Raw genomic sequence first — 26,335 nt, forward strand, 5'->3', positions numbered from 1 at the left:
AAGGACAACCACATGCAGACTGATCGTCGAATCGAGTCAGGGGAACCACTCCTCGAACTCATCGACCTCAAGACCCACTTCAAAACCGAGCGCGGTCTCGTCCGCGCGGTCGATGGCGTCACGCTGTCGCTCAAGCGTGGCGAGTCGCTCGGCGTCGTTGGCGAGTCAGGCTCGGGCAAAACCGTCCTTGCTCGCTCGATCATGGGGTTGCTGCCTTCCACGGCGGTCAAGCACGGGTCGGTCAAGTTCGCCGGTCAAGACATCCTCGGATTCTCCGCCAAGCAGATGCGTCACCTCTGGGGCGCCGAGATGTCGATGGTGTTCCAGAACCCGCTGAACTCACTCAACCCGCTGATGAAAATCGGCAAGCAGATCACCGAACCACTCAAGCTCCACTTAGGGATGGACAAGGCAACGGCCACTGCAACCGCGCTCCAGCTGTTGCGCGACGTCCGCATTCCCGAGCCCGAGCGCCGCCTCAACCAGCTCCCACACGAACTATCCGGTGGCATGCGTCAGCGTGTGATGATCGCTATTGCGTTGGCATGCGGGCCAACCTTGCTGTTCGCTGACGAGCCAACTACTGCACTTGACGTCACCGTCCAGGCTCAGATCCTCGACCTGATTGGTGAGCAGCGGCGTGACCGCAACATGTCGGTCATCCTCGTCACTCACGACCTCGGTGTCGTGGCTGGCCACACCGACCAGATTGCTGTCATGTACGGCGGCAAACTGGTCGAGCATGCGCCAACCAAGACGCTCTTCGCCAACATGAAGATGCCGTACACGAAGTCGTTGATGCGCAGTATCCCGAAGCTGAGTGACCCGAGCCACACCCGGCTGGCAACGATTCACGGCCGCCCGCCGGACCTCGTCAACCCGCCATTGGGCTGCAACTTCGCGCCACGCTGCATGTATGCGCTGCCGAAGTGCCACGTCGAAGAGCCGCCGCTCACCCCAACCACTGACCCGAAGCACGTGTATGCGTGCTGGTACCCCGTTGGTTCCCCCGAGTTCGAGAAGCGAGACGCTGAATTGCAAGCAACCGGTTACAAGCCTGAAGACTTTTCGGCGGTGTCCTGATGGCAGGCACCGGCAAAGCACATCTACGAGACGGTGACAAGGTCCTCAGCATCGAAGACCTTGTTGTCGAGTTCAAGGTCAGCCGTGGCAACACGGTCAAGGCCGTGTCTGGCATCAGTTTCGACGTCTTGCGCGGCGAAACGCTCGGCATTGTCGGCGAATCCGGCTGTGGCAAAAGCACCACGGGCCGCGCCATCATGCAGATCCCGCCGCCGACCAGCGGGTCGATCATCTTCGAAGGCGCTGAGCTCACGGAGATGAGCAGCAGCGCCGTGCGCGAGGCCCGTACTCGCGTGCAGATGATCTTCCAGGACCCTGTGTCGTCGCTCAATCCGCGCCGTTCGGTTCGTGACAGCGTGCTCGAGCCGCTCGAGATCTGGAAGCGCGGCACGAAGGAAGAACGCAACAAGCTCGTCGATGAGATCCTCGAATCGGTCGGTATCGACCCGGCGCGTGCTGCCGAAAGCAAGCCGCACCAGTTCTCTGGCGGTCAGTGTCAGCGCATCTCCGTGGCCCGAGCCCTCGTGCTCGACCCCACACTGATCATCTGCGATGAGCCCGTCTCAGCCCTTGACGTGTCGGTGCAGGCGCAGGTTCTCAACCTGTTGGAAGACCTGAAAGAGAAGTTCGGCCTCACGCTGGTGTTCATTGCCCACGACCTTGCTGTCGTGAAGAACATCAGTGACCGAGTCGCTGTGATGTACCTCGGCAAACTGTGCGAAGTCGCCTCGAGTGACGATCTCTACGCCCGTCCGTCGCATCCGTACACGAACGTGCTGCTCGATTCGATCCCCGCACCCGACCCCGAGGCCGACCATTCCGTCGGCAAGATCGTCGGCGAGCCACCCTCACCGATCTCTCCCCCGTCGGGCTGTCGTTTCCATCCGCGTTGCGCCTACGCGACCGACATCTGTACCAGGGAAGAACCACAGCTGCGGGCAATGGGCGATGGACACTTCGTCGCCTGTCACCATCCGGTCGAAACTCCTGTCGAGATCAACTGAGACTGCAGTCAGGATCTGCTTCCGGCTGCTATCTTCCTGCCGTGTCCGCGCCCGCGAATCAGCTCCTCTCTGAGCGACTCATCGACGTCGGTGCCACGCTGTCCTGGTACCGCCACGGTTGCGGTGACCCGACCACCTGGTTGAACGTCGTCGGCCGCGGTGTCACGTCCACAGGCGAAATGATCCGAGCGACACGGACGCCTGATGGTCCGGGCACGCTCCGGATTGGTTGGAGCGATTCGCCAGACACCGACGTCGACGGGATTCCCGGGATTTCGCTGGCGGCCTATGGCCCGGGCGCAGCGTGGATGCTCAAGCAGGCGTCTCGGATGCTCGGCGTTGACGACCAGATCGATCATGAGCTCGAAAACGACCGTCAACCGGCTGTGGCCAAGGCTGCTCGCAACGGGCGCTCGGTCCGCATGGGTGCCAGCGGCGATCTCTATCACTCGCTCCTGCCGACCATCCTCGAACAGCGCATCACGATCGGCGAGGCACACAACCAGTGGCGCCAGCTCTGTTTCAACCTCAGTGAGCCGGCCCCAGGGCCGTTCACACGGCTCCTCCTGCCGCCCGAACCTGGCGTGCTTGCGCGGCAACCGAGCTGGTGGTTCCACCCGCTCGGCATCGAGCGCAAGCGGGCCGAGCCGTTGCAACGTGTCGCCCAACATGCCGCCAAGTTCTGGGACTGGGCAGTGCTGCCGGCGTCAGAGGCCCGAGCCAAGTTGCACCTGATCGACGGAGTCGGACAGTGGACCATCGGCAATGTGCTCGGACCGGCACTGGGGGACCCCGACGCTGTCGCTGTGGGCGACTATCACCTCAAGAACATGGTCGGCACCGTCCTCGCTAGTGAGGCCCGTGCCACTGACGAACGAATGCTCGAACTCCTGGAACCCTACGTGGGCCAACGTGGCCGAGTTGTCCGCCTGCTGCAGATGGACGGCGCAGCAGCGCCGAAGTTCGGCCCGAGGAAGCGCATTCTACCGATGCATGCCTGGTGACCCATGCGTGACGCCGAGCTGAATACGTCAACAATCGACCGCACCCGCGGCGGTTGGCTGGCCAACATCCTGAACGAGTTCTCAACGCCCCGCGCGACCTCGATTCGTGACGACTTCGCCGACAAGTCGTTCCGTCGCGCCATCGTCGTCGGCCTCATCGCGTACGTGGTGACGCGGCTCTGCCTCATTGCCGGTGCCGGAGTCCGCGCCGCACAGCGCGTCGTCGATGTCCGCAAAGACATCCAGATCGGCATCCTCAACGAGATCGAGCCGTCTGCCGGGTCGACGATCAGTAACGTGTTGACGTCGTGGGACGGCCGTTGGTATCTCGAAATCGTCCGCTTCGGCTATCCCAAGTCGATCCCTGCCGACATCACGTACAACCAACTCGAAGCTCGCGCGGCGTTCTTCCCCGTCTACCCGTGGTTGGTGCGTGTCGTCGATTTCGTCCTGCCCGGTGGCGATACGCTCGCCGCGCTCTTCACCAACTTTGTACTGGGTGCCATCTCGGTGGTCGTAGTCGGGCTCCTCGCTCGGCGCTTGTTCAGCAACGCTGTTGCGGCACGTTCGATGACCCTCTACACGGTGTTCCCCGGCAGCTTCGTCCTGTCGTTTGCCTACGCCGAGGCAACGTTCATCGTCCTCGCGGCACTGTGCCTGCTCTTTTTGATCGAAGAACGCTGGTTACTCGCAGGCATCGCCGCGGCGATCGGCACCGGCACCAGACCGAACGGCGTGGCGCTGGTCGCAGCGTGTGTCGTGGCGGCGGCGCTCGCAATCTGGCGTCGACGAGACTGGATGTCGCTCGTTCCGGTTGTCTTGTCGCCGCTCGGGTTCATTGGGTTCCAGCTCTATGTCGATGCCCAAGCCGGCGAACGTGGCGCCTGGTTCCGCGTGCAACGCGAGGCCTGGTCCGAGGGCACGAGCTTCGGAGCAACCGCAGTCGCGAATACCTTCGGCTTCGTCAAGAGCCCACTGAGTTCGCCTGCCGACGCCCTCACCGCGCTCTGCCTACTGGCGCTCGCCGGCATGCTCTACGCGCTGTGGAAGCGCCACCTCCCACTCCCCCTTGTTGCGTTCTGTGGCGTGATCATCGCCCTGATGCTGATTCCCGAAACCGTCACCGCCCGGCCCCGCTTCTTGTTCACCGCGTTCCCGCTGTTTATCGCTGTCGGTGCCTGGTGGCCAGAGCCAGTCGCTGATCGTGATCACCACCGAGCGAGCTGGGACCGAGCGGGCTGGGACATGGTGCTGGTGGCCGGTGGGGCCGGCCTCGCCACCCTCACCGGGCTGTACGGCGTCTTCGGAGCGATTCCGTAATGGGCACGTTGCGATGCCTCGTCGTGGTTCCCACACACAACGAAGCAACCAACATCGAAGAGATCCTCGCCCGTCTCCGCGAACATGTACCCGAGGCCGACGTACTCGTCATCGACGACGCATCCACCGACGCCACCCGCACGCTCGCTCGCGCAGCGCTGCGGCCAAACGACCGGATTGTCGAGCGCACAACGAAGAGCGGTTTGGGCAACGCGTATCTGCACGCCTTCCGCATCGGTCTCGACGAGGGTTACGACCTGCTGGTTCAGATCGATGCCGACATGTCCCACGACCCGATTGCACTGCCGACCATGCTCGCTGTGGCACAGCATGGCGTCGCGGTGGTCATTGGTTCGCGCTATATCCCAGGCGGTTCTGTCATCGGCTGGCCGCGCCGCCGACTCTGGCTGTCGCGCTGGGCCAACCGGTACACCGCCATTGCGCTTGGCCTCGCCATCAACGACGCCACAGCCGGGTACCGCGTCTATCGAGCCGACGCCCTCCGGTCGCTCGACCTGGCCGGAATCCAAGCGAGTGGCTACGGATTTCAGATCGAAATGACCTACCGGGCCGTTCGTTCCGGGATGAGCGTGGTCGAAATTCCGATCACCTTCCGAGATCGGGTGGCTGGCGAATCAAAGATGAGTCGCCGGATCGTCGTCGAGGCCTTCAAGCTCGTCACCTGGTGGGGCGTCAACGACCTGGTGACACTGCGACGACGCCGCAGGGCCTACCGGACGCTCGACCAGGCCACGCAGCCCGACAGCCAGTGAGCGCTACGATTGGCCGCTCCATGCGCGCCCCGTCCACGCTCTCGACGCCGATGGCTCGCTTTGCCGACGCGTTGCTGTCGGTCGACCTCCCAGCGCTGCCCGTTGCTCCCCGCCGCCAGACCGTTTCGTTCATTGATGAACGAGTGCAAACGATGCCGTCGGTCCCTCGATTCGGCGTCAAGGCCATCGGTGTTGGCGTCGATGTTCTTTCCAGGCTCTTTGGTGTCGACCGAGTCATCAGCCTCGTCACGAAGCTGCCGATTCCGCTCCTCGCCGAGTACCCCCGCCTGATCCGATCGTTGGCTTTCGCCTATATCTGGGAAACCTGGCCAGCAACGCAAACGGACGGCGCCCAATGACCGCGACCAACGAGTGGACCGCGACCAACGAGTGCGAGGTGCTGATCATTGGCTCCGGAGCAGGTGGCGCCACAACCGCCGCGATCCTTGCCGAAGCCGGCCACGACGTCCTCATCATCGAGGAGGGACCGTGGGTCGACCAGGGCGAAGTCGTGCCGTTCTCGCTCGAGCAGATGGATCGCCAGTACCGATCGGGTGGCGTCACGGTGGCGCTCGGTATTCCATCGATTGCCTACACCGAAGGCCGTTGCGCCGGTGGCGGCACCGAGGTCAACAGCGGGCTGTATCGCCGCCCACCCGAGCAAGCGATCGCGCGTTGGCAACGTGACTACGCGATCGACGACTTCGACGCTGGCGACTTGCTGTCGATCTGCGAAGAGGTCGAAGAGCAACTTTCCGTGCAGACCGTGCCTGGCGAACACACCAGAGCCAGTGAAATCTTACGCGACGGTGCAGCCGCACTTGGTTGGCAGCACGACGAGAGCCCACGCTGGATGTCGTATCCAGAAGGCGGGCGTGCCGTCGACGGTCAGCGCCAAAGCATGACGCGTACGTACCTGCCCAGAGCCTTCGCTGCAGGGGCCCGGATGCTCACCGAACACCGGCTCGATCGGCTCGTGATGTCCGGTGGCGCCGCGACAAGCGCTCAGTTGTCAGCGACTGCAACGGGTGTCGATCAACCAACCACGATCACGTTCAAGAGCGTCTTCGTCTGCGGTGGAGCCATCCAAACTCCGGCGATTTTGCAGCGCGCCGGCTTGCGCCATCGGGTCGGCCGCACGCTCGCGGTCCATCCCACCGTCAAGCTCGCGGCGCGGTTCGACGAGAACGTCAACACGCCTGACGACGTCCCAGTTTTCCAGGTCAAAGAGTTTGCCCCTGGCATCTCGTTCGGCGGCTCTGCAAGCCACCCCGGACTGGTCGCGCTGTCGTTGACCGACAACTGGCGGGAATTCGGAGCGGCAGTGACCGCCTGGCCCGAGTTGGCCATCTACTACGCCGCAATCACCAGCCAGGGCCGTGGCTGGGTGCAGGCGATCCCCGGCGTCCGAGACCCGATCGTCACGTATCGACTGACCAAACGCGATCGTGCGCTCCTGGGCCAAGGCCTGGCCCGCCTCGCACTCCTCATGCTTGAGGCCGGCGCTGACGAGGTGTACCCGTCGTTCAAGCACGCGCCACTCGTCCGCAACCGTGCCGACCTCGCCAAGATGACCGCTGCGTTCGCTGCCACGAGGGCCAGCGTTATGACCGTACATCTCTGCTCAACGGCACCAATGGGCGAGAACCACAAGCGGACCGCCACGAACAGCTTCGGCAAGGTCCACGGCGCGAGCAACGTGTGGGTCAACGATGCTGCACTGTTGCCTGACGCACCAGGTGTCAACCCGCAGGCCTCGGTGATGGCCATCGCCATCCGTAACGCACGGCGTTTTGCCGACGAACGAGCTGGATGACCCTTGCCGGATGTTCAATGACGGAGACACTTCGATGACCCAACAACTCGCCACTCCAGACGTCACCGTGATCACAGGAGCCGGCGGTTGGCTCGGCACGGGGCTCGTTGCGGCGTTCCTCTCTGACGACCACGAGTATCAGCGGGCAGGCCGACTTCGGCTGCTCGTTCGCGACCCTGCTGACGCAGTTACACTCGATGCAGCCAGTGATCGCGTCGAGGTCGTCGTGGGCGACATCAGCCGAGCCGATACAGCACTGGATCTGTTTCGTGGTCTTCACGATGTCGACTCGGTCGACGTGATCCATACCGCCGGCATCATCCATCCCAACAAGATGGCCGACTTCGATGCCGTCAACCATCAAGGCACCGAACACATTCTCCGAGCTGCCGAGAACGCAGGCATCAGACGCATGGTTCACGTCTCATCGAACAGCCCATTCGGCACCAACGCTGACGTCACCGACACCTTCGGCCACGATGAACCGTTCCACCCGTACTTCGGCTACGGGCGCTCCAAAATGGACGCCGAACTCCGAGTTCACGATGCTGTCGATCGTGGGCTGAACGTCGTGATGGTTCGGCCGCCGTGGTTCTACGGTCCGCACCAGCCAGCACGTCAGACCACGTTCTTCACGTTGGTTCGCACGGGCAGGTTCCCGGTGCTCGGTGGCGGCAACCAACGTCGGTCGATGGTCTTCATCGACAATCTCATCGAAGGCATCGTTCGAGCCGAGTTGACACCGACGGCGCCCGGCCTTGGGTGGTGGATTGCCGATGAGCGTGCGTACACCGTGTCCGAAATCGTCGAAACGGTTGGTTGCGCGCTCACCGCCGAGGGCTACGACGTCAAGGCGAACCGGCTGAAGCTGCCGAACGTCGTTGGCGACATCGCCGAACGGGTCGATGCGTTCTTCCAGCGGATCGACAAGTACAACCAACAGTTCCACGTACTTGGCGAGATGAACAAGACGATTGCTGTCGACATCAGCGCCGCGCAGCGCGACCTCGGCTACTCCCCCGACGTGTCGCTCTCTGACGGCATGCGACGCAGCATCCAGTGGTGTCGCGAGCAGGGCATCGAGCTGTGACCACGTATCTCGTCACCGGAGGGAGCGGCTACTTCGGGTCACTGATCGCGCAGCGTCTCCATGCGGCTGGCGAAACAGTTCGCGTGCTTGACATTAACGATGCTGACGACCGGCCTTGCGGCGTCGAGTTCGTCCAGGGCGATATCCGTGACATCAACGTGGTGCGCGAGGCCGTCGATGGCGTCGACGTCGTGTTGAACAATGTGGCGCAGGTGCCGCTTGCCCAAGACGAGCATCTGCTCCGATCGGTCAACGTTGACGGAACGGTCAACCTGCTCGAGGCAAGCGCTGCGAGCGGCGTCCGCAAGGTGGTACACACCTCCTCGAGCGCCGTGTTCGGGGTCCCCAAGACCAACCCCGTGCTGCCAACCACCGTGCCGTCGCCGATGGAGCCGTACGGCCACGCCAAGCTCGCAGCCGAGTGGGCCTGCCTGGTCGCAGCTCGCCAGGGCCTCGATGTGTCGATTGTTCGCCCGCGGACCATCCTCGGCCATGGCCGCCTCGGCATCTTCGGCATCCTGTTCGACTGGATTGCCGACGGGCACGACCCGATCGTGCTGGGCGACGGCACCAACCGCTACCAGTTTGTCCACAGCGATGATCTTGCCGATGTTTGTCTGCTGGCGGCCGACGCTGAATCGCCTGGTGTGTTCAATGTCGGTACCGATCGGTTCGGCACCATGCGCGAGACCCTCGCCAGCTTGTGCGCTCACGCCGGCACCGGCTCGCAGGTCCGTTCGCTGCCCGCCGCCCCGGCCAGCCTCGGCATGTCGCTCACTGCAAAGCTGGGGCTTGCCCCGTTTGCCCCGTACCACTGGTTGATGTACTCGAAGTCGATGTGGTTCGACCTGCAGCACCTCGAAACGCAGCTCGGGTGGACGCCGCAGTGGTCGACGGATGACATGTTTGCGCAGAGCTACGACTGGTTCCTTGAGCATCGTGCAGCGACGAGCAATGTCAACGCCTCGCATCATCGACGGACCTCGAAGCAAGGCGTGCTCGGGCTCGTGAAACGCATGTCGAGCGTACTTCCAGCGGCACGATGAGCGCAATCACACCAGCGAGCCCAGTGCAATGACACGGCTTGCGGAGTTGCTTCGCCAGCGGTCGACGGCGGTATCGGTTGCCGTGTTGGCCTGCTTGGCCTACGTACCGGCACTGACGGCTGCGCCCGGTCGGATGCCGACTGATTCAAAGCTGTACGTGTACCTGAACCCGGGTCGCTTCATCGCCGACACGACGACGTCGTTCGATCCGCGCCAGTTCGCCGGCTGGGTGCCGCATCAGCACATTGCCTATCTCTGGCCGACCGCTCCCTGGTTCTGGCTGTTCGAAAAGCTCGGAGCTCCCGACTGGATCGCCCACCGACTCTGGATCGGCACGCTTCTCCTCGTCGCCGGGCTCGGCGTGCGATGGGTCAGCCGAGTGCTCGGCCTGGCGCCCCTTGCCGCATTCGTTGCGGCGCTCGTCTACCAACTTTCTCCGTACGTGCTGCCGTACGTCTCTCGGACGTCGGTGTTGCTCCTCCCATGGGCAGGCCTCGGATGGATCGTCGGCCTCACCGTCTTGGCAGCACAGCGCGGACGATGGCGCTTCCCGGCAGCAATCGCACTGGTCGTCCTGACGGTCGGTGCCGTCAATGCCACCGCTTTGGCAATGATCATTCCTGCGCCCACATTGTGGCTCGCCCACGCCGTCTGGAATCGTTCGATTACTTGGCGACGGGCCCTCGCAACCGCCGGCAAGGTCGCTGTGCTGTCGACCGCCGTGTCGCTCTGGTGGATGGCGATGTTGATCATCCAAGGTCGGCGTGGCGGCGATGTCCTGGCCTATTCGGAGTCGCTGGAGTCAGTGTCGTTCACGTCAACGTCGACCGAAGTGCTGCGCGGGCTCGGCTACTGGTTGTTCTATCTGCGCGACTCGTTTGCCGCGGCAACCACCTCCTCACTCGATCATCTGATCTCCATCCCGGTCGTGATTGCCGGGCTCGGACTTGTGCTGCTGTGCCTGCTGGGTATTGTCGTGAGTGAGTGGGAGCATCGACGGTTTGCTGCACTCCTCGTTGGGGCTGGCCTCGTGTTGGCCGTTGGTGTTCACCCGATCGACGACACGTCGCCGCTGATGTCGGCGCTGCTCGGCGACCGCGAGAGTGGCGTAGCGTTGGCCTTGCGCAGCAGCACCCGGGCCGTTCCTGTCCTCATGCTCGGTATGGCATTGGGTGCAGCGTCGCTCGTGTCCGCTGTTCGAATGCTGCGATTCCGCGGCGGCCCAACCGTGTTCGGTGGGGCGCGTGCATCGGTGACGATCGCTGCTGTCATCGGCCTCCTCGCCGTCATCAACCTGCCGGCTCTCCGCAACGGTGGTTTCGTTGATCCGGCGCTCGAACGCGACGAACAACCACCCGCTTCGTGGCTCAATGCCTCGGCCGCACTCGACGCACTCCCCGATGGCTACCGAGTACTTCAGATTCCCGGTACCGAGTTCGGGGCATACCAGTGGGGCTACACGGTCGATCAGCCGCTGCCGGCGCTGACTGAGCGCCCGCTCCTCACGCGTGACCTTCTCCCGCTGGGTAGCCCGGCCGCAATGGACCTTGTCTTTGCACTCGACGATCGCGTGCAAGATGGCACGCTCGACCCCGATGCTGTGGCACCGATCGCCCGGCTGCTCGGCGTCGACACGATCTGGCTGACGAACGATGTGCAGTTCGATCGGTTCCGCCTGGCTCGGCCAGAGTTGGTCGCCGACCTCCTTGCACACGGTGGTGTCGACGGCGTTGGATACCCGGCATCATTTGGCAAACCAACAGTAATGTTGCCGCGAGTTCCGTACGTCGACGAGCAGTCGATCGGCGACTCTCGAGTCGGTACCGCCATTGCTCCGGTGCAGTTACTGGCGGTTGGTCATCCTGTCCCGACCGTTCGAGTCAAAGACGAGGTTGTGGTGGTATCGGGCAGCGGTGACGGCCTCGTCGATGCTGCCGGCGCGGGCTTGATCGATGGCGCCGAGTTAATTCGCTACAGCGCATCGCTCGACTCCAGCGAGGTGGCCGCGGCACTGAGTAATGGTGCGTCGCTGATCGTCACCGACTCGAACCGCGACCGTGCGCATCATTGGCGGGGCTCGCAGGATGTTCACGGCGCCACCGAGTTCGGCGGCCCTGAGGCCGATGTGCTGCGCTTCGAGCCGGCTGACCAACGGCTCCCCGTCTTCGACACCACCGAGGCGGCAACGCAGACCGTAGCGATCCAAGATGGCCCGGTTCGCGCAACTGCCAGCGCCTATGGCGAGCCGTTTGCGTATCTCCCTGAGCACCGGCCGGTGATGGCCATCGACGGCGATTTCTCCACGAGCTGGGTCGTTGCCGACCGCGCTCCAGCCATCGGAGAATTCATCCGGCTTGACGTGTCATCCGACTTCGACCACGTCACGCTTCGCCAGCCTGATTCGCCGCCGGGAACGCGCGTGATCACCGACGTCCGCATCGACGGCGTCGGCCAACCAGTCCTTGTTTCGCTTGACGGTCGTTCGCTCGCAGGCGCAGGACAGCGCATCGATGTGGACGGCGCTGCGGGTTCGACAGTCGACATCGTGATTACGGGCACAAGCGCCCCCCAGCCGCCCATCGCCGCAGCAATCGGTGCCGTTGGATTCGCCGAGATCGAACTCGGCCTCGCTCCGACAGTCGAAGTGATCCGAGTTCCGCACGACGCGACCGACGCGAATCCCAACAATCAGACCTCGTATGTGTTTTCGCGGCTTCGGGCCGATCCGCAAGATCGATTTCGGAGCGATCCGGAACCGACGCTCAATCGTCAGTTCGATCTGGCTGCCGACATGACATCGAACATCTCGGTGACACTGCGGGTGACGCCGAGTGCATCCGGCGAACTGCTCTCCGAACTGTTCGAGGAGCGAGGGCAGGCTTCTGATCACCTCGATGGCACCCTCACGGCGCGCGGCCACGCTGCTGCCGACGGTGATCTGGCAACTGCCTGGATCACTCCCTTCGACAATGTCGTCGGCCAGTCGCTCACCAATCTCGGTGACGGCTCATCAAGCAGCCTTCGCGTCACGCAATTGGTGGGCAATTTCTCCCCCGTCACCAAGCTACGGATCACCGACCGCGTGGGCGACCTCACCATCGTTGTCCCTGGGCCTGACGTCACCATCGAGTTGCCTCGCGCAGTCGACGTGACGCAAGCGACCGTGACGATTGTCGAGATCGACTCGAAGCAAACCATCGACCGCCGGTTCGGAGAGCCCGTCGTGCTGCCCGCAGCAATCAGTTCGATCGGCTTTGTCGGGAGCTTCATCGAGCGATCGTCGGCATTCGCCGCCAATGGGGAATGCCGCGATGATCTTCTCGAACTCGACGGACAGCCGCTGGGCGTGTCTGTTGCGTTCGACGTCGACACTGCACTCGCCGGTGACTCCATCACCGTCGAGGTGTGCGACGGATCACTCGATCTTGAACAGGGAACACATCGGCTCTCGACAGCTGCAGGCCACACCACTGGCATCGACGTCGATCGTGTTGTCCTGCGGCCAGCTCCACCCGAGACTGCTGCGAGCCCCGCCATCGATCCGACCCAAACGGTGTTGGTCGAAAGTGGTCGCCACGACCGCATCGTCGACGTTCCGGCATGCCCGAGAGGCTGCTGGGTCGTGCTCGGTGAGGGCTACAACGACGGTTGGACAGCGAGCACAGCCGGCGGCACGCTGGCGGGGCCCGAACTCGTCGACGGGAATGCAAACGGGTGGTGGATCGCCCCGACCAACGCGACCACAACCGTCGAGATCCAATGGACACCACAGCGCACCCTCTCGATTGCACTCTTCGCCTCGTTGTTTGCGGCGCTTGTCGCGATTGCGATTGTCGTGCTCGACCGTCGCCGTTCGAGCGATGTGGCGCTCACGGCAATCGGACCAGAGTTTGCGACGTGGAACCCTGACGCCCGACGATCGATCGGTAGTGTCGGCGCCATCGCCACGGTCGCCGCCGCACTTGTGGCCGGGTGGGTGTGGGCAATCCCCGCCGCCGCAGTCGCAGTTGTCGCTGTTGTTACGCGTCGGGTCCGAGTCTTGGCAATCGCCGGCTGGTTGATCGTGGCAGGGGTGTCGTTGACTGTCGTCTTTGTTGTGGGCGTCGAACGTCCCTTCCCGAACGCAGGCTGGCCCATCCGCTTCGAGTGGCTCCACGGCTGGACGTTGCTGGGCGTCATGCTGCTGATGTGCGCAGCGCTGGTCAATCGACGCTCGGCCAGGCCGGTCACTTCGAAGGCCACATCTGCAGCGACGCCAGCCGATGGGTGACCATCGTTATCACCCGGCGCTCGACGGCCTCCGTGCAGTCGCAGTCGTCTGTGTGGTGCTCTTTCATGCAGGCGCCACGTCGGGTTTGTCCGACCTCGCACCGGGCGGATTCATCGGCGTTTCGGTCTTCTTCACCCTGTCGGGTTACCTCGTCACGACCGTGCTGCTTCGAGAAATCGCCGACTCAGGCGATCTCGACGTCCGCCGGTTCTGGGCACGACGCTTCAGGCGATTGGCGCCGGCTTCACTCACCGTCGTGGTCGGCGCTGTCGTGCTCGCGCCCCTGTTCTGGGCTGGCTTTCGCTGGGTCGATGCGGCTGCGGGGGCATTCGGCTACACGAACTGGCATGTGATTGTTTCCGGCGAGGGGCAGTTGCTTCGGACCATCGTCGGCCCGCTTGGCCCGTTCTGGTCGCTGGCGGTCGAAGAACAGTTCTACGTACTTCTGACCGTCGCAGTGCTTGTCGCGGTCCGTACGAAACGACCGGTCAGAACGCTGTCGATCATGGTGTTCACAGGCTGGATCGGGTCACTCCTCGTTCAACTCTTCGTGTCCGGACCGCAGTTCCGGCTTGAGTTCGGGACCGACGCGCGCGGCACAGAGCTGCTCGCTGGCTGCGGCCTTGCGCTGCTGCTCCACGTTCACCCCGAGGCCCTTCAGCGATCCGCTGCTTGGCTCAGGCCCGCCGGCATCGCGGGCTTCGTTGCCATGCTCGCGCTGGCCTCAACAACCGACTACGACCCACCGTGGTTACTGCGGGGCGGCTACGCAGCCGTGTCGGTTGTCAGCGCTGTACTCGTGGCCTCCCTGTTGCTTCCCGGCCCGCTCACACGGCTCTTGGCCCGGGCACCATTTGTGGCCGTTGGCCAGATGAGCTACTCGTGGTACGTCATCCACTGGCCGGTCATCCTCATCATGTCCAGTGATCGCATCGGGATCGATGGCTGGCCACTGCTTGTTGTCAAGGTCCTTGCCTCATCGGTTGCGGCTGCCGTGCTGCATGTGGCAATCGAGCAGCCGCTCCGGGCCAAGCGGACCTCAATCGCTGAGTGACAGGCAGAGCGCCGACTGCGGCATCGGTGCCGACATGTCGAGCCGAATATCCACATCGTCGCGCACAACATCGCCGGGCAAAAAGAACGCTTCATTGCCGATCTGGGCGAAGAACAAATTCTCGATGGCGTCGACCGTGACCGTGTAGCGGCCGTCGCCAGCGTCGAGAGGTTCATCGATCATGACGACATCACCAGACGTGAAGATCGTGCGCGGCGTCGGTGAGTCGAGACCCTCCACCGACAGCTGCCAGTTGACTCCTGCTGCGAGCACACGGTCACCGTTCACCCCGTCACCGTTCACCCCGTCACCGTTCACCCCGTCACCGTTGAGGGCACCGGTTGCCTGGCGCACGCCATCGGGCCTGTCGAGTGCAACCCATCGGCCCTGTTCAGCAATCCAGACGCCGCTGCAGTCGCGCGTCACGCCCACGATGCCGTCGCGCGGCACCGGGGTCGCCTCGTCGATGATGACGAGGCTGTCGTGGCCACCGCCGAAGAAGGCGTCGTCAAGCGAATATCGCGCTTCGGTGAAGCCGACCGTCTTGTAGCCGATGTTCCAGATCGCCAGCGACGCGTTCACCCAGAGGCCCCACACTGCGAGTACAGCGACCCCACCCTGAACGACCTGCCGTCGTTCGATGTCAACGAGTAGCCACACCCCGATCGCCGCTGCAACGATGAGCGGCGGAAGCATGTCGATGAGATACCGGTTGGCGACGAACCCGATCAGGAACGTCGGCAGGGCCCCGAGGGAGGTTGCGACAACCACTGCCAGCCATAACCGGCCCCGACGTCGGACGAGCCAGGTTACGCCGATGACCGCAAAGACGACGAGCAGCAGGGCACTGACGGTGATCGATGCGGCGGGCGTCGTCGACTCGACCGGAAAGTCGGCATAGTCGGGAGCCAACGGGCCATACCTCATGCCGGGCACGAGCCGTTCGAATCGAATGGTGTCGGGCCGCAGGTATTGCGCCAAAGTCGTCGGCAGAAAGCGCAACGAAAAGAAGCTTCCACCCGTCCGCTCGAAAAATTCAGCACGGGCCGCGCTGGTCAACGACAACAACTGGCGGTCGCCCGGCACCGACATCAGTGTCCCAAACTTGGCGAGGTTTACCAGCATGTGGGCGACCACCGGCAACGCACCGACAACGACAGCCAACAGTGCAACGGGGCGTGCGGGGATGACACGACGTGCCCTCCAGACGAGCACCAGGCCGCACACGCCGAGGGCGAACGACACACCGAAGCCGATCGGCGCACGAGTCAATGTGGTGGCGAGCGCTGCACCACCTGCCAGCACGAGGGTCCGGCGGTCGGTGAATCCATCAGCTGCCCACTCCACAGTGAGCGTCACGGTCACGACGGCCAACGCAAGCGCCCACAATTCAGTCTCGTTGTAGACGCTGATCCAGCCGGACGCAAAGAGCGCCGGCGACCCCAGAACTGCCGCAACAAAAGCGACGCGAGGCCATGTCGCATCCGACAATGGGCAGACCGACCGACGCGCCACGATTGCGAGTCGATCGGCCCAGCGAGCAAGCACGACCAAGGCAATGAGCATCGAAACCCGAACGAGGCGACCGACGAAAAGGTCACCGAACAGCATCAGTGGCATCCGGATGATGGCGAGGAACGGCCCGTAGTAGAGGTACGTCGCACCGTCGATCAAGAAGCCCTCCGGGCCGGGGACAGCCGGGTCGACGGCGATCCGGCCACGCAGAAAGACACGTGCTTGCTCGTCGTAGAAGTCGGAGCTGAACCCGCCACGAGCAACGAGGTCCCAGGGCCGACCCGACGTAGAGATCAGCCAGAAAATGGCAACGGCGATGAAGGTGACCGTCCAGGTCTGCCGCCTGGCACGACGTTGGGCCGCACCGACGTCCGGCTCGTGCTCAACAGCCGCCGTGGTCACGGGGCCGGCGCGTCACGCACGTGCGGGGCGGCGACGAGCGACACGACAAACTGGTACGCAAACATCGTTGGCCAGATACGTGTAGCGAGGCGATCGACACCCGCCAGGGCGGAGCCGATCAGGCCACCGATACCGAGCACTTCGAGTGGGAGACCGGCATGGCGTTCAGCCTGTGTCGTGAGCCCAGCGTTGTCGAGGAGCCGACGGAAACTCCGGCGAGTAAAGAAGCGAAGATGGGTTCGATCGAGAATGCCGCGCTGGTCGTAGTCGAAGAGACCTGCCGCCGTGCGGCTGCGTGGGTACCAGTGCCCGAAGTTCGGCACGCTGGCGATGATCGTTCCACCCGGTCGCATTGCGCCGGCCAACTCAGTGATGAGTGATTCGGGCCGGGCGACGTGTTCGATGACGTCAGCCGCAATGACGACATCGAAGCCGGAGCCAACAGCGTCAGGGAGGCCGTTTTCAAGGTCCGCAACGTGGAATGCGTCGGTGCGCTCACGGACGCCGTCGGATTCGGCGATGTCGACTCCGGTCACATGATGGCCCTGTTGGCGCAGGATCGCGGCCACATGGCCGGGCCCGCATCCGACATCGAGGATGCGTAGTGGCTGATCACGGGCCGGAAGTTCTGCGATCAGATCGAGCACCTTGCCGTGGGAGCTTCCTGGCGACGGCTTGAACTGGTATTCCTCGGCGACCTGGGCCAAATCGCCTCGTCCGAAGCCGGCGCTGCCGAGCCGATGCCGAGTGGTGTCGACCATGATTTTGGCGGCGTAGGCCAGACCGTTGACGCGAGAGATCTCGTCGCCGTAGTACGTCGGAATCGGGACTTCGACGATCTTCTTGCCTGCTCCGAGGAGTTGTAAAATAATTTCGGTATCAAAGTCGAAGTCATTGCTATTTCCGACGAACGCCAGATCGGCAAGAACGCTCACCCGATAGGCCCGGTAGCCGGAGTGCCACTCGCTGAGCCCGGCGCCAGTCAGTGCGTTCTGGGCGGTTGTCAGAATGCGGTTGCCGACGAATTTGTAGAGCGGCATGCCGCCGCGTCGGGCGCCGCCGCGATCAAGCATGCGCGAACCGAACACCGCGTCAGCGTCGCCAGCCACGATTGGCTCGATCATCTCGGGCAGCTTCTCTGGGGCGTACTGCCCATCACCATGCAGCAGCACCACAACATCCCAGCCATGGTCAATCGCATATCGGTAGCCGGCCTTCTGGTTGCCGCCGTAGCCGAGGTTCTGGTCGTGCCGAACGATCGTCAGGGCAATGTCTGTGCCGCCTGCGGCGTACTCGCGCGCGACCTCGGTGGTGCGATCGGACGAGTGGTCGTCCATCACGAGGACTTCTGCCAACTGCGACCGCAACTCAGTCGGGATGCGATCGAGCACCCAACGCAGCGTGTCTTGGGCCTCGTAGGCCACCACCAGTACGCCAACTTTCACGGCTGCAAGAGTAGCGCCAGCGGGCGCGGGTGCTCGGCATGGCGCATCTACAATACGGATCCGTGACTGCTGGGCCCGAGAACAACGCTGTTGAGTTCGCCGAGGCGGTCGATCCCACGCCGCTCGAGCGGCAACAACTCGCCATCGGCGACTCGTCAAGGCACACGTTCTGGCACTGGGTTCGCTTCGATGTGGTCGCCAGCGTGTCGATTCGGGCAGGCGTCGACACCGTGGTCGACATCGGAGCCGGATCCGGAATGCTCGGCGACTGGCTACGAGAGCGCCACCCGAGCATCGACTACCGATTTCAAGAGCTGTCGCTCACCCTCGATGCCGCGCTTGCCGACCAATTCGGCGCCGAGGCCCGCCACTCCCCCGATGCACCGATTCGCGGTGCCGTGGTCACCATGCTCGACGTCATCGAACACATCGAAGATTCTGGTTCCTTTCTGCGAGCAGTCTTGGACCGGATGGAGTCCGGTGGCAGCCTCGTTGTCACAGTGCCAGCGCTGCAGTGGGCATTCTCCTCATGGGACACCGAACTCGGGCATTACCGCCGCTACTCAAAAAGGTCGTTGCGAACGGAACTGGAAGCTGCGGGCTTCGTCGTCGACGAGGTCGGCTATCTGTTTCCCGAAATGTTGCCGCTCCTGCCGATTCGTAAGCTCCGGCGGGCACAGCGCGAGAGTGCCGACTTCCCTGAGTTGAGCCCCTGGCTGAACCGTGTTGGCTACCTGATCAGCTCGACCACGGCGCGACTCAGCCGGGTGTGGCCTGGTGGAACGTCCGCCGTCGCTGTCGCGCATCGGCCCAAGGATCGATGATGACCACCTGTTGGGTGGTCAGCCCGATGCTGCGTGACACGGAGTCGTTCATCCGGTTGCGTACCGACGTCGCCACGGCCTGTGCGCAGCGCTCTGAAACGATTCGGTATCTCGTCATCGACGATTCTGCCGGTACCGACACCGACGTCGCCCGACTGAGCGAGTTCACAGATGTCGAGGTTCTGACACCGGCGTTCAACCTCGGTCATCAGCGAGCCATCGTGTTCGGTCTGCGGGAGCTCGCCCCACGGCTCGCTCCCGATGACCTGGTCGTCACCATGGACTCCGACGGCGAAGACCAGCCAGCCGACGTTCCCCGGCTGCTCGGAGCACTCGACGACGGCCCGGTTGCCTTGGCGCTCGCTGAGCGAACCACTCGCTCCGAAGGCCTCCGCTTCCGTGTCATGTACCTGTTTTTCCGTGCTGCATTTCGCGTCCTCACGGGCACCACGGTCAAGTCGGGAAACTTCGCAGCGCAACGCGCCGACTCGCTGAAGGCAACGATTCATCACCCGAGCTTCGACCTCTGCTATTCATCGACCTTGCTGGAACTGAAGCGGGCAACGACGTTGGTGCCGTGCGCCCGAGGAAGTCGCTACGCCGGCGAGTCTCGAATGAACACCTATTCGTTGATAGCGCACGGTGTGCGGATGCTCCTTCCGATGGCCGAACGGATTGCTGTGCGCATGATGATCGTTGCGGTCCTCAGCGGTGCCGCACTGCTGATTGGACTGCTGAGCGGCGCATGCGGACTCCTCGACGGCATCGACGCCAATGTGCGACTCGCGCTCCTCGGTGCGAAGGCGATGGTTTTCGTGGCCAGCTTCACGGCATTCGTCGTGCTGTTCTCGAGCTTTGCTCGGCCCACCGGTCCCCGCCGTGTCTGAGTCCTCTGGCCAGCGACCCCGGCTCGACCAGCTGATTCGTACCGGACTGGTCGCAACGATTGTCCTGCCGATCATCATCGCGGTCATCCGCTCGCTCCGCACCGGCTGGTTCCCGATCGGTGACAACGCACTGCTGTTCCTTCGAACTCGTGATGTGTGGACCGAACATCACCCACTGCTCGGATCGTGGACCTCTGCCTCGCTGAGCCTCGGCGAGAATGTCAACAATCCCGGCTCGATATACGACTGGCTGATCGCTCCGTGGGCCCATCTGATGTCGCCGGGCCCGGCGGCGGCGGTCGGCGTGGCAACGATCAACATCGCCTGCGTGATCGGCATCTCGGTCGTTGCGCGGCGAGTGGGTGGGTGGGGTTTCGAGCGTGTGATGCTCATCGTGACCGCTGTACTCACCTGGTCGATGGGTAGCGAGATGTTGATCGACATCTGGCAGGCCAACGCCTTGATTCTGCCGTTCGTGCTGTTTCTCCTGATGATGCTCGGCCTCTCCGCCGGCGACAGAGCGCTCATTCCGTGGACACTGGGTGTCGGCACGCTCCTGGTGCAGACGCACGTCAGCTACGCCTACATTTTCTTCTTCCTCATCGTCGGCACGGCCGCTGCCTGGGTGCTCCACAACCGTGCTGCCGATGCCGATGCCGGTGCCGTCGCTGCGCTCAAGCAGGGCCTTCGTTCCCGCACGACGTTCGCGGGCATCGGCGTCATTGCTGTCCTGTGGGCACAGCCGCTCATCGAGCAGCTCTTCGTTGACGGGAAGGGCAACCTCGCTCGATTGATCAGCAATTCAGGTGGTGGCGACCTCAGTCTTGGCCCCACCGATGCTGTTCGAATTGTTTCAGCCGTCGGAGTCCTGCCTCCATGGTGGGGACGCAGCGGCTACGCGGAGACCGTACGCGTGACCCCACTCATCGATGACAAGCTATTGATCCCCGGGCTGCCGTCGCTCCCCCTCGCTGTGCTGACCGTCGTCGCGCTCTTGGTCGCGATCGTCGGGTTGACGGTGCTCAGTCGACGTGCGGGGCTCCATCGGCAAGCCGCCGCGGGAACGTTGGTGCTGGTTGCCGTCGTTGGCATGCTCATGTCGTTGAGCATCCTGACGATCGGGCAGGTCGGGCTCTCACCACATCATGTCCGGTGGATCTGGCCCATGTTGGCCGTCGTACACGGCGTCCTCGCTTGGTTGGCCGTGACGAATATCCACGCCAGAAAACCGGAGATCTCATGGTCGTGGGCCACGCCGCTCGCTGCCGGCCTCGTACTGGCAACGGGTGTGGCGAACCTGCCGTTCCATGCACAACGGTCAGGACCGGTTGCCGCGTACGATCGAATGCCCGTCATGCGCGAGGTCCGTCCGGGGCTCGATCAGTTTGCGCTGGACGTCGCTGAGCGCACACCCGTGTTGTTCGACGTGTCGAACCTTGTCGTGTTCGAGCCGTACAGCGCCACGATGATGATGTGGCTGCAAGAACGCGACGTTGAGTTCCGCGTCAACGACGATGTACTTGCCCGCCAGCTCGGCCCGAGCCGCGTTGCCAGTGGCACCGAGTCGGTCCGAGTGTTCCAGCTCCAAGGCGCCCCGGCCATCACGTACAACGGCCCCGCGTGTCCGATTGCCGTTGTCAGCGCACTGTCTGACAACGACGAAGTGCGTGCCGCTGCGACGCTCGCTGAAGTAGTAGCTGCATCCGGTGCTGATCGGGTCGACGTCCTTGACGGACTCATCGACACGCCCAGCTTCGTGTCACAAGCAGACTCCGACAACCTCGGTACCTGGGCCTTCACCAGTTACGGACTTTTCGCCGACGGGCTCCCCTGCACCGACTGACATTCTCCAGACGCAGAGGTGACGACGCTGGCGAGGAGGTGGACAAGTGTGAGGGGGCTCTTGGGCTTGCGTATTAGGCCATAAGGATGGCGTAAGTCGCCAGAAGGGGGCCGGCTCCGCGGGGATCGCCGGTGAGCGATGCTTCCATCTTGTTCATCACGTAGCTGAAGCTGAGATTCAGGTCCATATCGATGATCGCCAAGGACCCGCCCCAACCACCCCAGTAGCACGTGTGCGGGTTTGGCAGCGGCAGCATCGGGCCGGGCAGACCGAAGCCCATCCCGAGGCGAAGATCAGTACCCAGCAGCACCTTGTCCATCCCTTCGGCTTGCACATCGAAGATCCGCTCGAGCCCCTCCGGGGAAATAATCTGCTGGCCACCTGCGACGCCACCGTTTGCGGTGAGCGTGTGGATCGCTGCGACAGAACGAGCGTTGCCGTGGCCGCCAGCGGCCGGCACCTCTGCCCGCCGCCACGGAATCGTCGAGGAGAATGCGGCGTCCATTGCTGGATTGCTGAACGTGCGCGCAGCGATCGACGACGGGTCAATCTCGGGAGCGTTCGGATCGTCGCCGAGTCCGAAGGGTGGTGCGATGACGTGGGCGACACGCGAGTCGTGTTCGGCGCTCGTGCCGATATGGAAGTCGGCACCGAGCGGTCCGGCGATTTCGTCGGCGAAGAACTGTCCGAGTGATCGGCCCGTGACCCGCTTGACGATTTCGCCGAGCAGATAGCCCTGACTCAACGCGTGGTAACCCGATCCTGAGCCGGGTTCCCACCACGGGGCCTGGGCCGCGTGGAGCCCAACGAGTTTGTCGTGGTCGAGCAAATCGCTCATTTCAAGTGCCACATCCCAGCCGGACAGCCCAGCGGTGTGGCCCATAATGTGGCGGGTGGCGACCTGGTCCTTACCCCCGGCAGCGAACTCAGGCCAGTAGGTAGCGACGGGCGCATACAGGTCGAGTTCTCCCCGGTCAGCCAACAACAGACAACACAGGAACGACATCGTCTTGGTGGTCGACCAGACGTTGACGATTGTGTCTTCGGCCCACGGGCGCTCGCCGTTGTCGTATGTAGCCGTGCCGCCCCAGAGGTCAAAGACCACCTCACCGTTGACGGTTGCGCAGACCGAGGCGCCGACCTCGCCGTGACGTTCCCAGTTGGCTGCGAACGCGTCACGGACGGACTCGAATCCGGGGGCGACTGTTCCGTGGATCTCAATGCTCATGTTTCGACCGTAGTGATGAAGTGCGCTGTCGGCCGACCTGGATGCAGGCCTGACGTGCCGTATTTGATCGAACGCTGCGCCGTGTGGGGCAACCGAGGACGAGGTAAAAAGAGACACGACAACGCCGTCCGCTCTTGTCTCGCTTGCGCCACTACCCCTGTTGACGCACGAGGAACACGGCAACGGCCCGATCGCGCACGTCGTTTATCGAGTACGGGCTCGTGTCGCCGTCGTGGAACGCGATGCGCTCGGCACCATCGGGGATTTCAACTGCCTCAGCGCCGGCACGTACATAGACCAGCGGCAGCGTGTCGATCTCCTCAGGTGTCGCAACACGGTCCCGACCCAACTGGCGGGCGAGGCTCGGGTCATCGACAGCGAGGTCGACGCCGTCGTGAAGGAGCTGCGTCATAATCGGCTGCGTATACGGCTCACCAAAGCCAATCCCATCCGGGTCAAAGAGCACCGACTGCGGGGCATCTGAACGTTCGAAGTAGTCGTCGAGCTGACTCCGCACGTTGGTGATCGACCCTGTTGCCTCGCGGAAAATCAGCGGGCCTGACTGGCTGACATACGTCGGCAAGGTCAACACGAGCGCCACCACACCGAGCCCGCCCAGCCCCTCGAGGCCGAGACGGCACCAACGTTGCGGAACCGCGGCGAGCGCCGCAAGCAGCACGGTATAGGTCAGGAAAATCCCGATCACCCAGATCCAACGGACCTTGTGGGGTGAGATACCGAGAATGTCGATCGGAGTAATCACCAGCGTCACGAACGCAACGGCGGACGCCATCATCAGTGTTCGGAAAGCGGCCACCACTTCGCGGTTCTCGACGCCTCGCATCTGACGCCAGGCCACCGCAACGACGGCAGCAACGACGGTCAGCCCAATCACCGACACACCGAGCGAAGCAAGACCGGGTGTTTGCAGTACGAGTCCTTTCGGTCCTTCGACCCAGGCTGAGCCGGGGATCGAGTCGTCGTATCCGGGTCGGCCCCACCACGGCGGAAGTGCCACGACCGCACTCATCATTCGGAGGGCCAGCGGAACCCCGGTGCGCACGCTTTCAAACCCGGTGTCTTGTCCCCCACCAGTCCCTGCGAGAAACAGTCGAGTCAGGTTGCCGCGGCCCGATCCAAAGAACTGTTCGACCAGGATCTGGCTCCACAGCACGACAAAGACACCGACCGACAACAGTGCAGGGCGGCGCACTTCGTCGAAGGCTCCGTCACCGGCCGCGCGTCGTTCCCAGAGAATCGACACGACGGCGAAGGCAACCATGGTCGGTGCAATGAAGAGATAGCTCAGGTGGGTCTGCATCACAAACGATGCGACACCGACGGTGAGCGGGAGGAGCGAGACGCGACCAGCAACGACCGCCCACACGCAACACAGCAACAGCCAAAACGGCAGGAACAGCACGTTCGGCTGCCACGGGTCGTAGAGCAACTCGCTGCCCATCGTCCACACCATGATCGCGGTGATCGCCTGGGCGCTGACCGCTGCAGTGGCACCACCGACACGGCTTGTCACGAAGCCGACCAACCAGACAACACCGATATTCAGCAGGGCAATGGCGACCGCGATGCCGGCTGATCGGCCGAGCAACCGGAGTGGGATCGCCACGACATCGAACAAGAGCGGACCCAGGTGGTTGACATCAATCCCTGTACTGATCGATGCAGAGGAAAGCGTTCCGAGCAATGGGTGGTGGCGGGTGAACACATCACCCGCGCGAAGTTCGATGAGCGAGTTGTCGTTGACCGGCTCGTAGCCACCGGCAAGACCACGGGCTGCGCTGAAGGCAATAACCAACGACGTCGCGCCAGCAAGCAACTGCCAACCGAATCGCCGGATCTGACCAGCGAGGCGACGCATCTCGCTCACTGTGAGACGCCAGCTGGGCCGATGAACACCGCTGCGTTCTGGTCGAGGCTGAGCAACAGACTGCTCGCTTCGAGTGCCGCGCCAGAGATTCGGCTGTCGATCCGTACGCCGAACAGATTGTTGTCGACAAGCGGCACCAAGTCGTCGAGCCCAGTGGCGATGAGATCAGTGATCAGCTCGGTTCGCAGCGTCGCGAACTCTGCGAGCTCATCCGGAGTGCGGGGTTCGACGGCGGCAATCTCTGTGACCCGGTCGTCGGCGCGCCAGACGTCGACGAAACTACCGGTTGCCCAGATGATTTCAGCGTCTGCTTGGTCGGCCCTGAGGACCCGCTGGCCCGTCATCGGGACGCGCCACGCCTCGTACACCCCGACGTCGAAGCCCCGTCGTTCGAGTTCGTTGACGAGCCCAAAACCCTGGCTGCCAAATGAGTGCGCATCTGTCCAGAAGACCACGTATGTGTCATTCAGATCGAGGGCGTCGGCCGTTGGCTCGACGACCGCTCCGAGGGTTTCGCCGAGGTACTCCTCGGCATGGTCGGTCCCGATGGCCGCTACAGAGGTCGCGACCGTGCACACGGCGATGACTCCGGCTGCCCCCAACAGCGCACGGCGCCCTCTGACCAAACCAGTGGCGTTGAACCAAAGAACCGCGGTCCACACCGTGGCGACGACAACAAGCAGCATGATCGCCCAGGCCCACAGGGTCAGGTAGAACCAGGTGGTCCCAAAGATCCGCGCCATCGAGAACCAACTGAGCACCAGCACGGCGCCGGTCACGGCGTGGAGATGGAGCAGTGCTTGCACGTCTGTACACGCAGCCAGTTCACGAGCGGCCAACTGACGGGCGCCAACAACCGCGGTGATCCACATCGACAACACGAGTGCGCCGGGGATCCACGGCGCACCGTTGAGTTGGCCAAGGTCAACGAAGCCGCCGCTTCCGGTGAACATGGTGCCGGCCGCACGGAACACATTGAGATGTTGCAACAACAACTCGAAGCCCTGAACGAAACCGATTGCTTCCTCGGGCGGATTGCCGAAGTGATCGAGGAGGCGCGTGATGTTGCCTGGCGTTCGACGGACTTGGTCGGCAATGGGTGGAAGCGACAGCATGGCGAACACCGCAGCGGTGATCAGCAGTGCACGAGGTGGACCGTCAGCCTCACCGGCGCGTCGCTCGCAGATCCATCGAACTGCCACAAGGGCCGCTGCCCCAGCACCGAGGCCACCCGCCATCACCAGGTAGGGGATGTGTGTCTGAGCAGCGAAGCTGGCAGCGACGGCAAGCGGGATCAGCATGGCGTGATCGCCCGAAACGACCGACCAGGTGGCCAGCAGGATGACGACCCACGCGATCAACGGCAGGTACGGGTTCCACGGCTGGGTGAGCACCGAGAGCCCATAGCCACGGATGAGAAGTGCCACGACCAGCGCCACCACGATCACGCCCATTCGCCCGGCTCGACGGTGTCCAATCCATACCGCGAGCCCGATCCACAACGTCTGCAAGAGTGCCGTCGAAGCTTCCATCGCCCATGCCGAGCTGCCGAACATCCGGTATCCCGGCGCAAGCAGCCAGAAGCTGAACGGGCCAGGGTGGCTGCCCTGGTCGGGGAACTCGCCGATTCGGCCGGGCAGGCCAATCAGCGGGGTCTGCCGCGATCCGACATCGCGGATACGGAACTCGGTCATCGCCAAGTCGAGTACGGGGTACCACGGGCGTTGCGCCAGAGCGATCACCGCAACGAGCATCGGGACAGCAAGCCCCAAGGAGACCAGCATGATGAGGCTGGCGTTGCCTCCAGCGAACTGCCGGGCGCGTGCGGCGAACGAGCTCACCG

General features: G+C 63.4%; 19 protein-coding genes. 14 read left to right on the forward strand and 5 right to left on the reverse strand.

The genetic code is table 11. The features are described 5' to 3' along the window. Positions 1-12 precede the first annotated feature (12 nt). Genes ACH2EI_RS17665 through ACH2EI_RS17715 form a run of 11 tightly spaced genes read left to right on the forward strand, consistent with a single transcriptional unit; the run spans position 13 to position 14,460 of the window. On the forward strand, positions 13-1,083 hold the full coding sequence (locus ACH2EI_RS17665; protein ID WP_395153996.1) for an ABC transporter ATP-binding protein: 1,071 nt from the start codon (positions 13-15) through the stop codon (positions 1,081-1,083). Continuing rightward, entirely contained in the window at positions 1,083-2,087 is a 1,005-nt protein-coding gene (locus tag ACH2EI_RS17670) for an ABC transporter ATP-binding protein (protein WP_395161002.1), read from the forward strand. The genes ACH2EI_RS17665 and ACH2EI_RS17670 overlap by 1 nt, the downstream gene beginning before the upstream one ends. A 41-nt stretch (positions 2,088-2,128) precedes the next feature. Next, positions 2,129-3,091: a DNA-3-methyladenine glycosylase family protein gene (locus ACH2EI_RS17675; protein ID WP_395161004.1), complete on the forward strand. Its 963-nt coding sequence runs from the start codon at positions 2,129-2,131 to the stop codon at positions 3,089-3,091. Positions 3,092-3,094: 3 nt separating this feature from the next. Next, the gene (locus ACH2EI_RS17680; protein ID WP_395153993.1) at positions 3,095-4,411 is read left to right on the forward strand and encodes a glycosyltransferase family 39 protein; all 1,317 of its coding nucleotides are present in this window, start codon (positions 3,095-3,097) and stop codon (positions 4,409-4,411) included. Next, complete coding sequence (locus ACH2EI_RS17685) at positions 4,411-5,184, forward strand: polyprenol monophosphomannose synthase (protein ID WP_395161006.1); 774 nt, start codon at positions 4,411-4,413, stop codon at positions 5,182-5,184. The genes ACH2EI_RS17680 and ACH2EI_RS17685 overlap by 1 nt, the downstream gene beginning before the upstream one ends. Before the next feature lie 20 nt (positions 5,185-5,204). After that, positions 5,205-5,543 carry a hypothetical protein gene (locus tag ACH2EI_RS17690; RefSeq protein ID WP_395153991.1) on the forward strand — a complete coding sequence of 113 codons (339 nt, stop codon included), beginning with the start codon at positions 5,205-5,207 and terminating at the stop codon, positions 5,541-5,543. Then, entirely contained in the window at positions 5,540-7,000 is a 1,461-nt protein-coding gene (locus tag ACH2EI_RS17695; RefSeq protein ID WP_395153990.1) for a GMC family oxidoreductase N-terminal domain-containing protein, read from the forward strand. The genes ACH2EI_RS17690 and ACH2EI_RS17695 overlap by 4 nt, the downstream gene beginning before the upstream one ends. Before the next feature lie 10 nt (positions 7,001-7,010). After that, positions 7,011-8,090, forward strand: a complete 1,080-nt coding sequence (locus tag ACH2EI_RS17700; protein ID WP_395161008.1) for an NAD-dependent epimerase/dehydratase family protein — start codon at positions 7,011-7,013, stop codon at positions 8,088-8,090. After that, complete coding sequence (locus tag ACH2EI_RS17705) at positions 8,087-9,136, forward strand: NAD-dependent epimerase/dehydratase family protein (protein WP_395153988.1); 1,050 nt, start codon at positions 8,087-8,089, stop codon at positions 9,134-9,136. The genes ACH2EI_RS17700 and ACH2EI_RS17705 overlap by 4 nt, the downstream gene beginning before the upstream one ends. 28 nt (positions 9,137-9,164) lie before the next feature. Beyond that, positions 9,165-13,406 (forward strand): alpha-(1->3)-arabinofuranosyltransferase family protein, encoded by a 4,242-nt coding sequence (locus ACH2EI_RS17710; protein ID WP_395161010.1) that lies wholly within the window; start codon positions 9,165-9,167, stop codon positions 13,404-13,406. Further along, entirely contained in the window at positions 13,399-14,460 is a 1,062-nt protein-coding gene (locus ACH2EI_RS17715; protein WP_395153986.1) for an acyltransferase family protein, read from the forward strand. The genes ACH2EI_RS17710 and ACH2EI_RS17715 overlap by 8 nt, the downstream gene beginning before the upstream one ends. On the opposite strand, the gene ACH2EI_RS17720 is transcribed toward ACH2EI_RS17715, so the two are convergent. Then, positions 14,446-16,377, reverse strand: a complete 1,932-nt coding sequence (locus ACH2EI_RS17720; protein WP_395161012.1) for a hypothetical protein — start codon at positions 16,375-16,377, stop codon at positions 14,446-14,448. The genes ACH2EI_RS17715 and ACH2EI_RS17720 overlap by 15 nt on opposite strands. Further along, positions 16,374-17,822, reverse strand: a complete 1,449-nt coding sequence (locus ACH2EI_RS17725; protein WP_395154403.1) for a methyltransferase domain-containing protein — start codon at positions 17,820-17,822, stop codon at positions 16,374-16,376. The genes ACH2EI_RS17720 and ACH2EI_RS17725 overlap by 4 nt, the downstream gene beginning before the upstream one ends. 62 nt (positions 17,823-17,884) lie before the next feature. On the opposite strand from ACH2EI_RS17725, the gene ACH2EI_RS17730 reads away from it, so the two are divergent. The 3 genes from ACH2EI_RS17730 to ACH2EI_RS17740 are packed head-to-tail and all read left to right on the forward strand — an operon-like array spanning position 17,885 to position 21,376. Continuing rightward, on the forward strand, positions 17,885-18,646 hold the full coding sequence (locus tag ACH2EI_RS17730) for a class I SAM-dependent methyltransferase (RefSeq protein ID WP_395154402.1): 762 nt from the start codon (positions 17,885-17,887) through the stop codon (positions 18,644-18,646). A gap of 26 nt (positions 18,647-18,672) precedes the next feature. After that, positions 18,673-19,533 carry a glycosyltransferase gene (locus ACH2EI_RS17735; protein ID WP_395154401.1) on the forward strand — a complete coding sequence of 287 codons (861 nt, stop codon included), beginning with the start codon at positions 18,673-18,675 and terminating at the stop codon, positions 19,531-19,533. Continuing rightward, on the forward strand, positions 19,526-21,376 hold the full coding sequence (locus tag ACH2EI_RS17740) for a hypothetical protein (RefSeq protein WP_395154400.1): 1,851 nt from the start codon (positions 19,526-19,528) through the stop codon (positions 21,374-21,376). Before ACH2EI_RS17735 ends, ACH2EI_RS17740 begins: the two co-directional genes overlap by 8 nt. Positions 21,377-21,449: 73 nt before the next feature. Here the strand turns inward: ACH2EI_RS17740 and ACH2EI_RS17745 are convergent, their stop codons facing one another. The 3 genes from ACH2EI_RS17745 to ACH2EI_RS17755 form a co-directional block, all read right to left on the reverse strand. Continuing rightward, positions 21,450-22,604 (reverse strand): serine hydrolase domain-containing protein, encoded by a 1,155-nt coding sequence (locus tag ACH2EI_RS17745; RefSeq protein WP_395154399.1) that lies wholly within the window; start codon positions 22,602-22,604, stop codon positions 21,450-21,452. Positions 22,605-22,755: 151 nt separating this feature from the next. Continuing rightward, complete coding sequence (locus ACH2EI_RS17750; protein WP_395154398.1) at positions 22,756-24,483, reverse strand: hypothetical protein; 1,728 nt, start codon at positions 24,481-24,483, stop codon at positions 22,756-22,758. A 5-nt stretch (positions 24,484-24,488) separates the two neighbouring features. After that, positions 24,489-26,333: a hypothetical protein gene (locus ACH2EI_RS17755; protein WP_395154397.1), complete on the reverse strand. Its 1,845-nt coding sequence runs from the start codon at positions 26,331-26,333 to the stop codon at positions 24,489-24,491. Between the last annotated feature and the right edge of the window lie 2 nt (positions 26,334-26,335).

The sequence above is a fragment of the Ilumatobacter sp. genome (assembly GCF_041688325.1).
Lineage (GTDB): Bacteria > Actinomycetota > Acidimicrobiia > Acidimicrobiales > Ilumatobacteraceae > Ilumatobacter_A.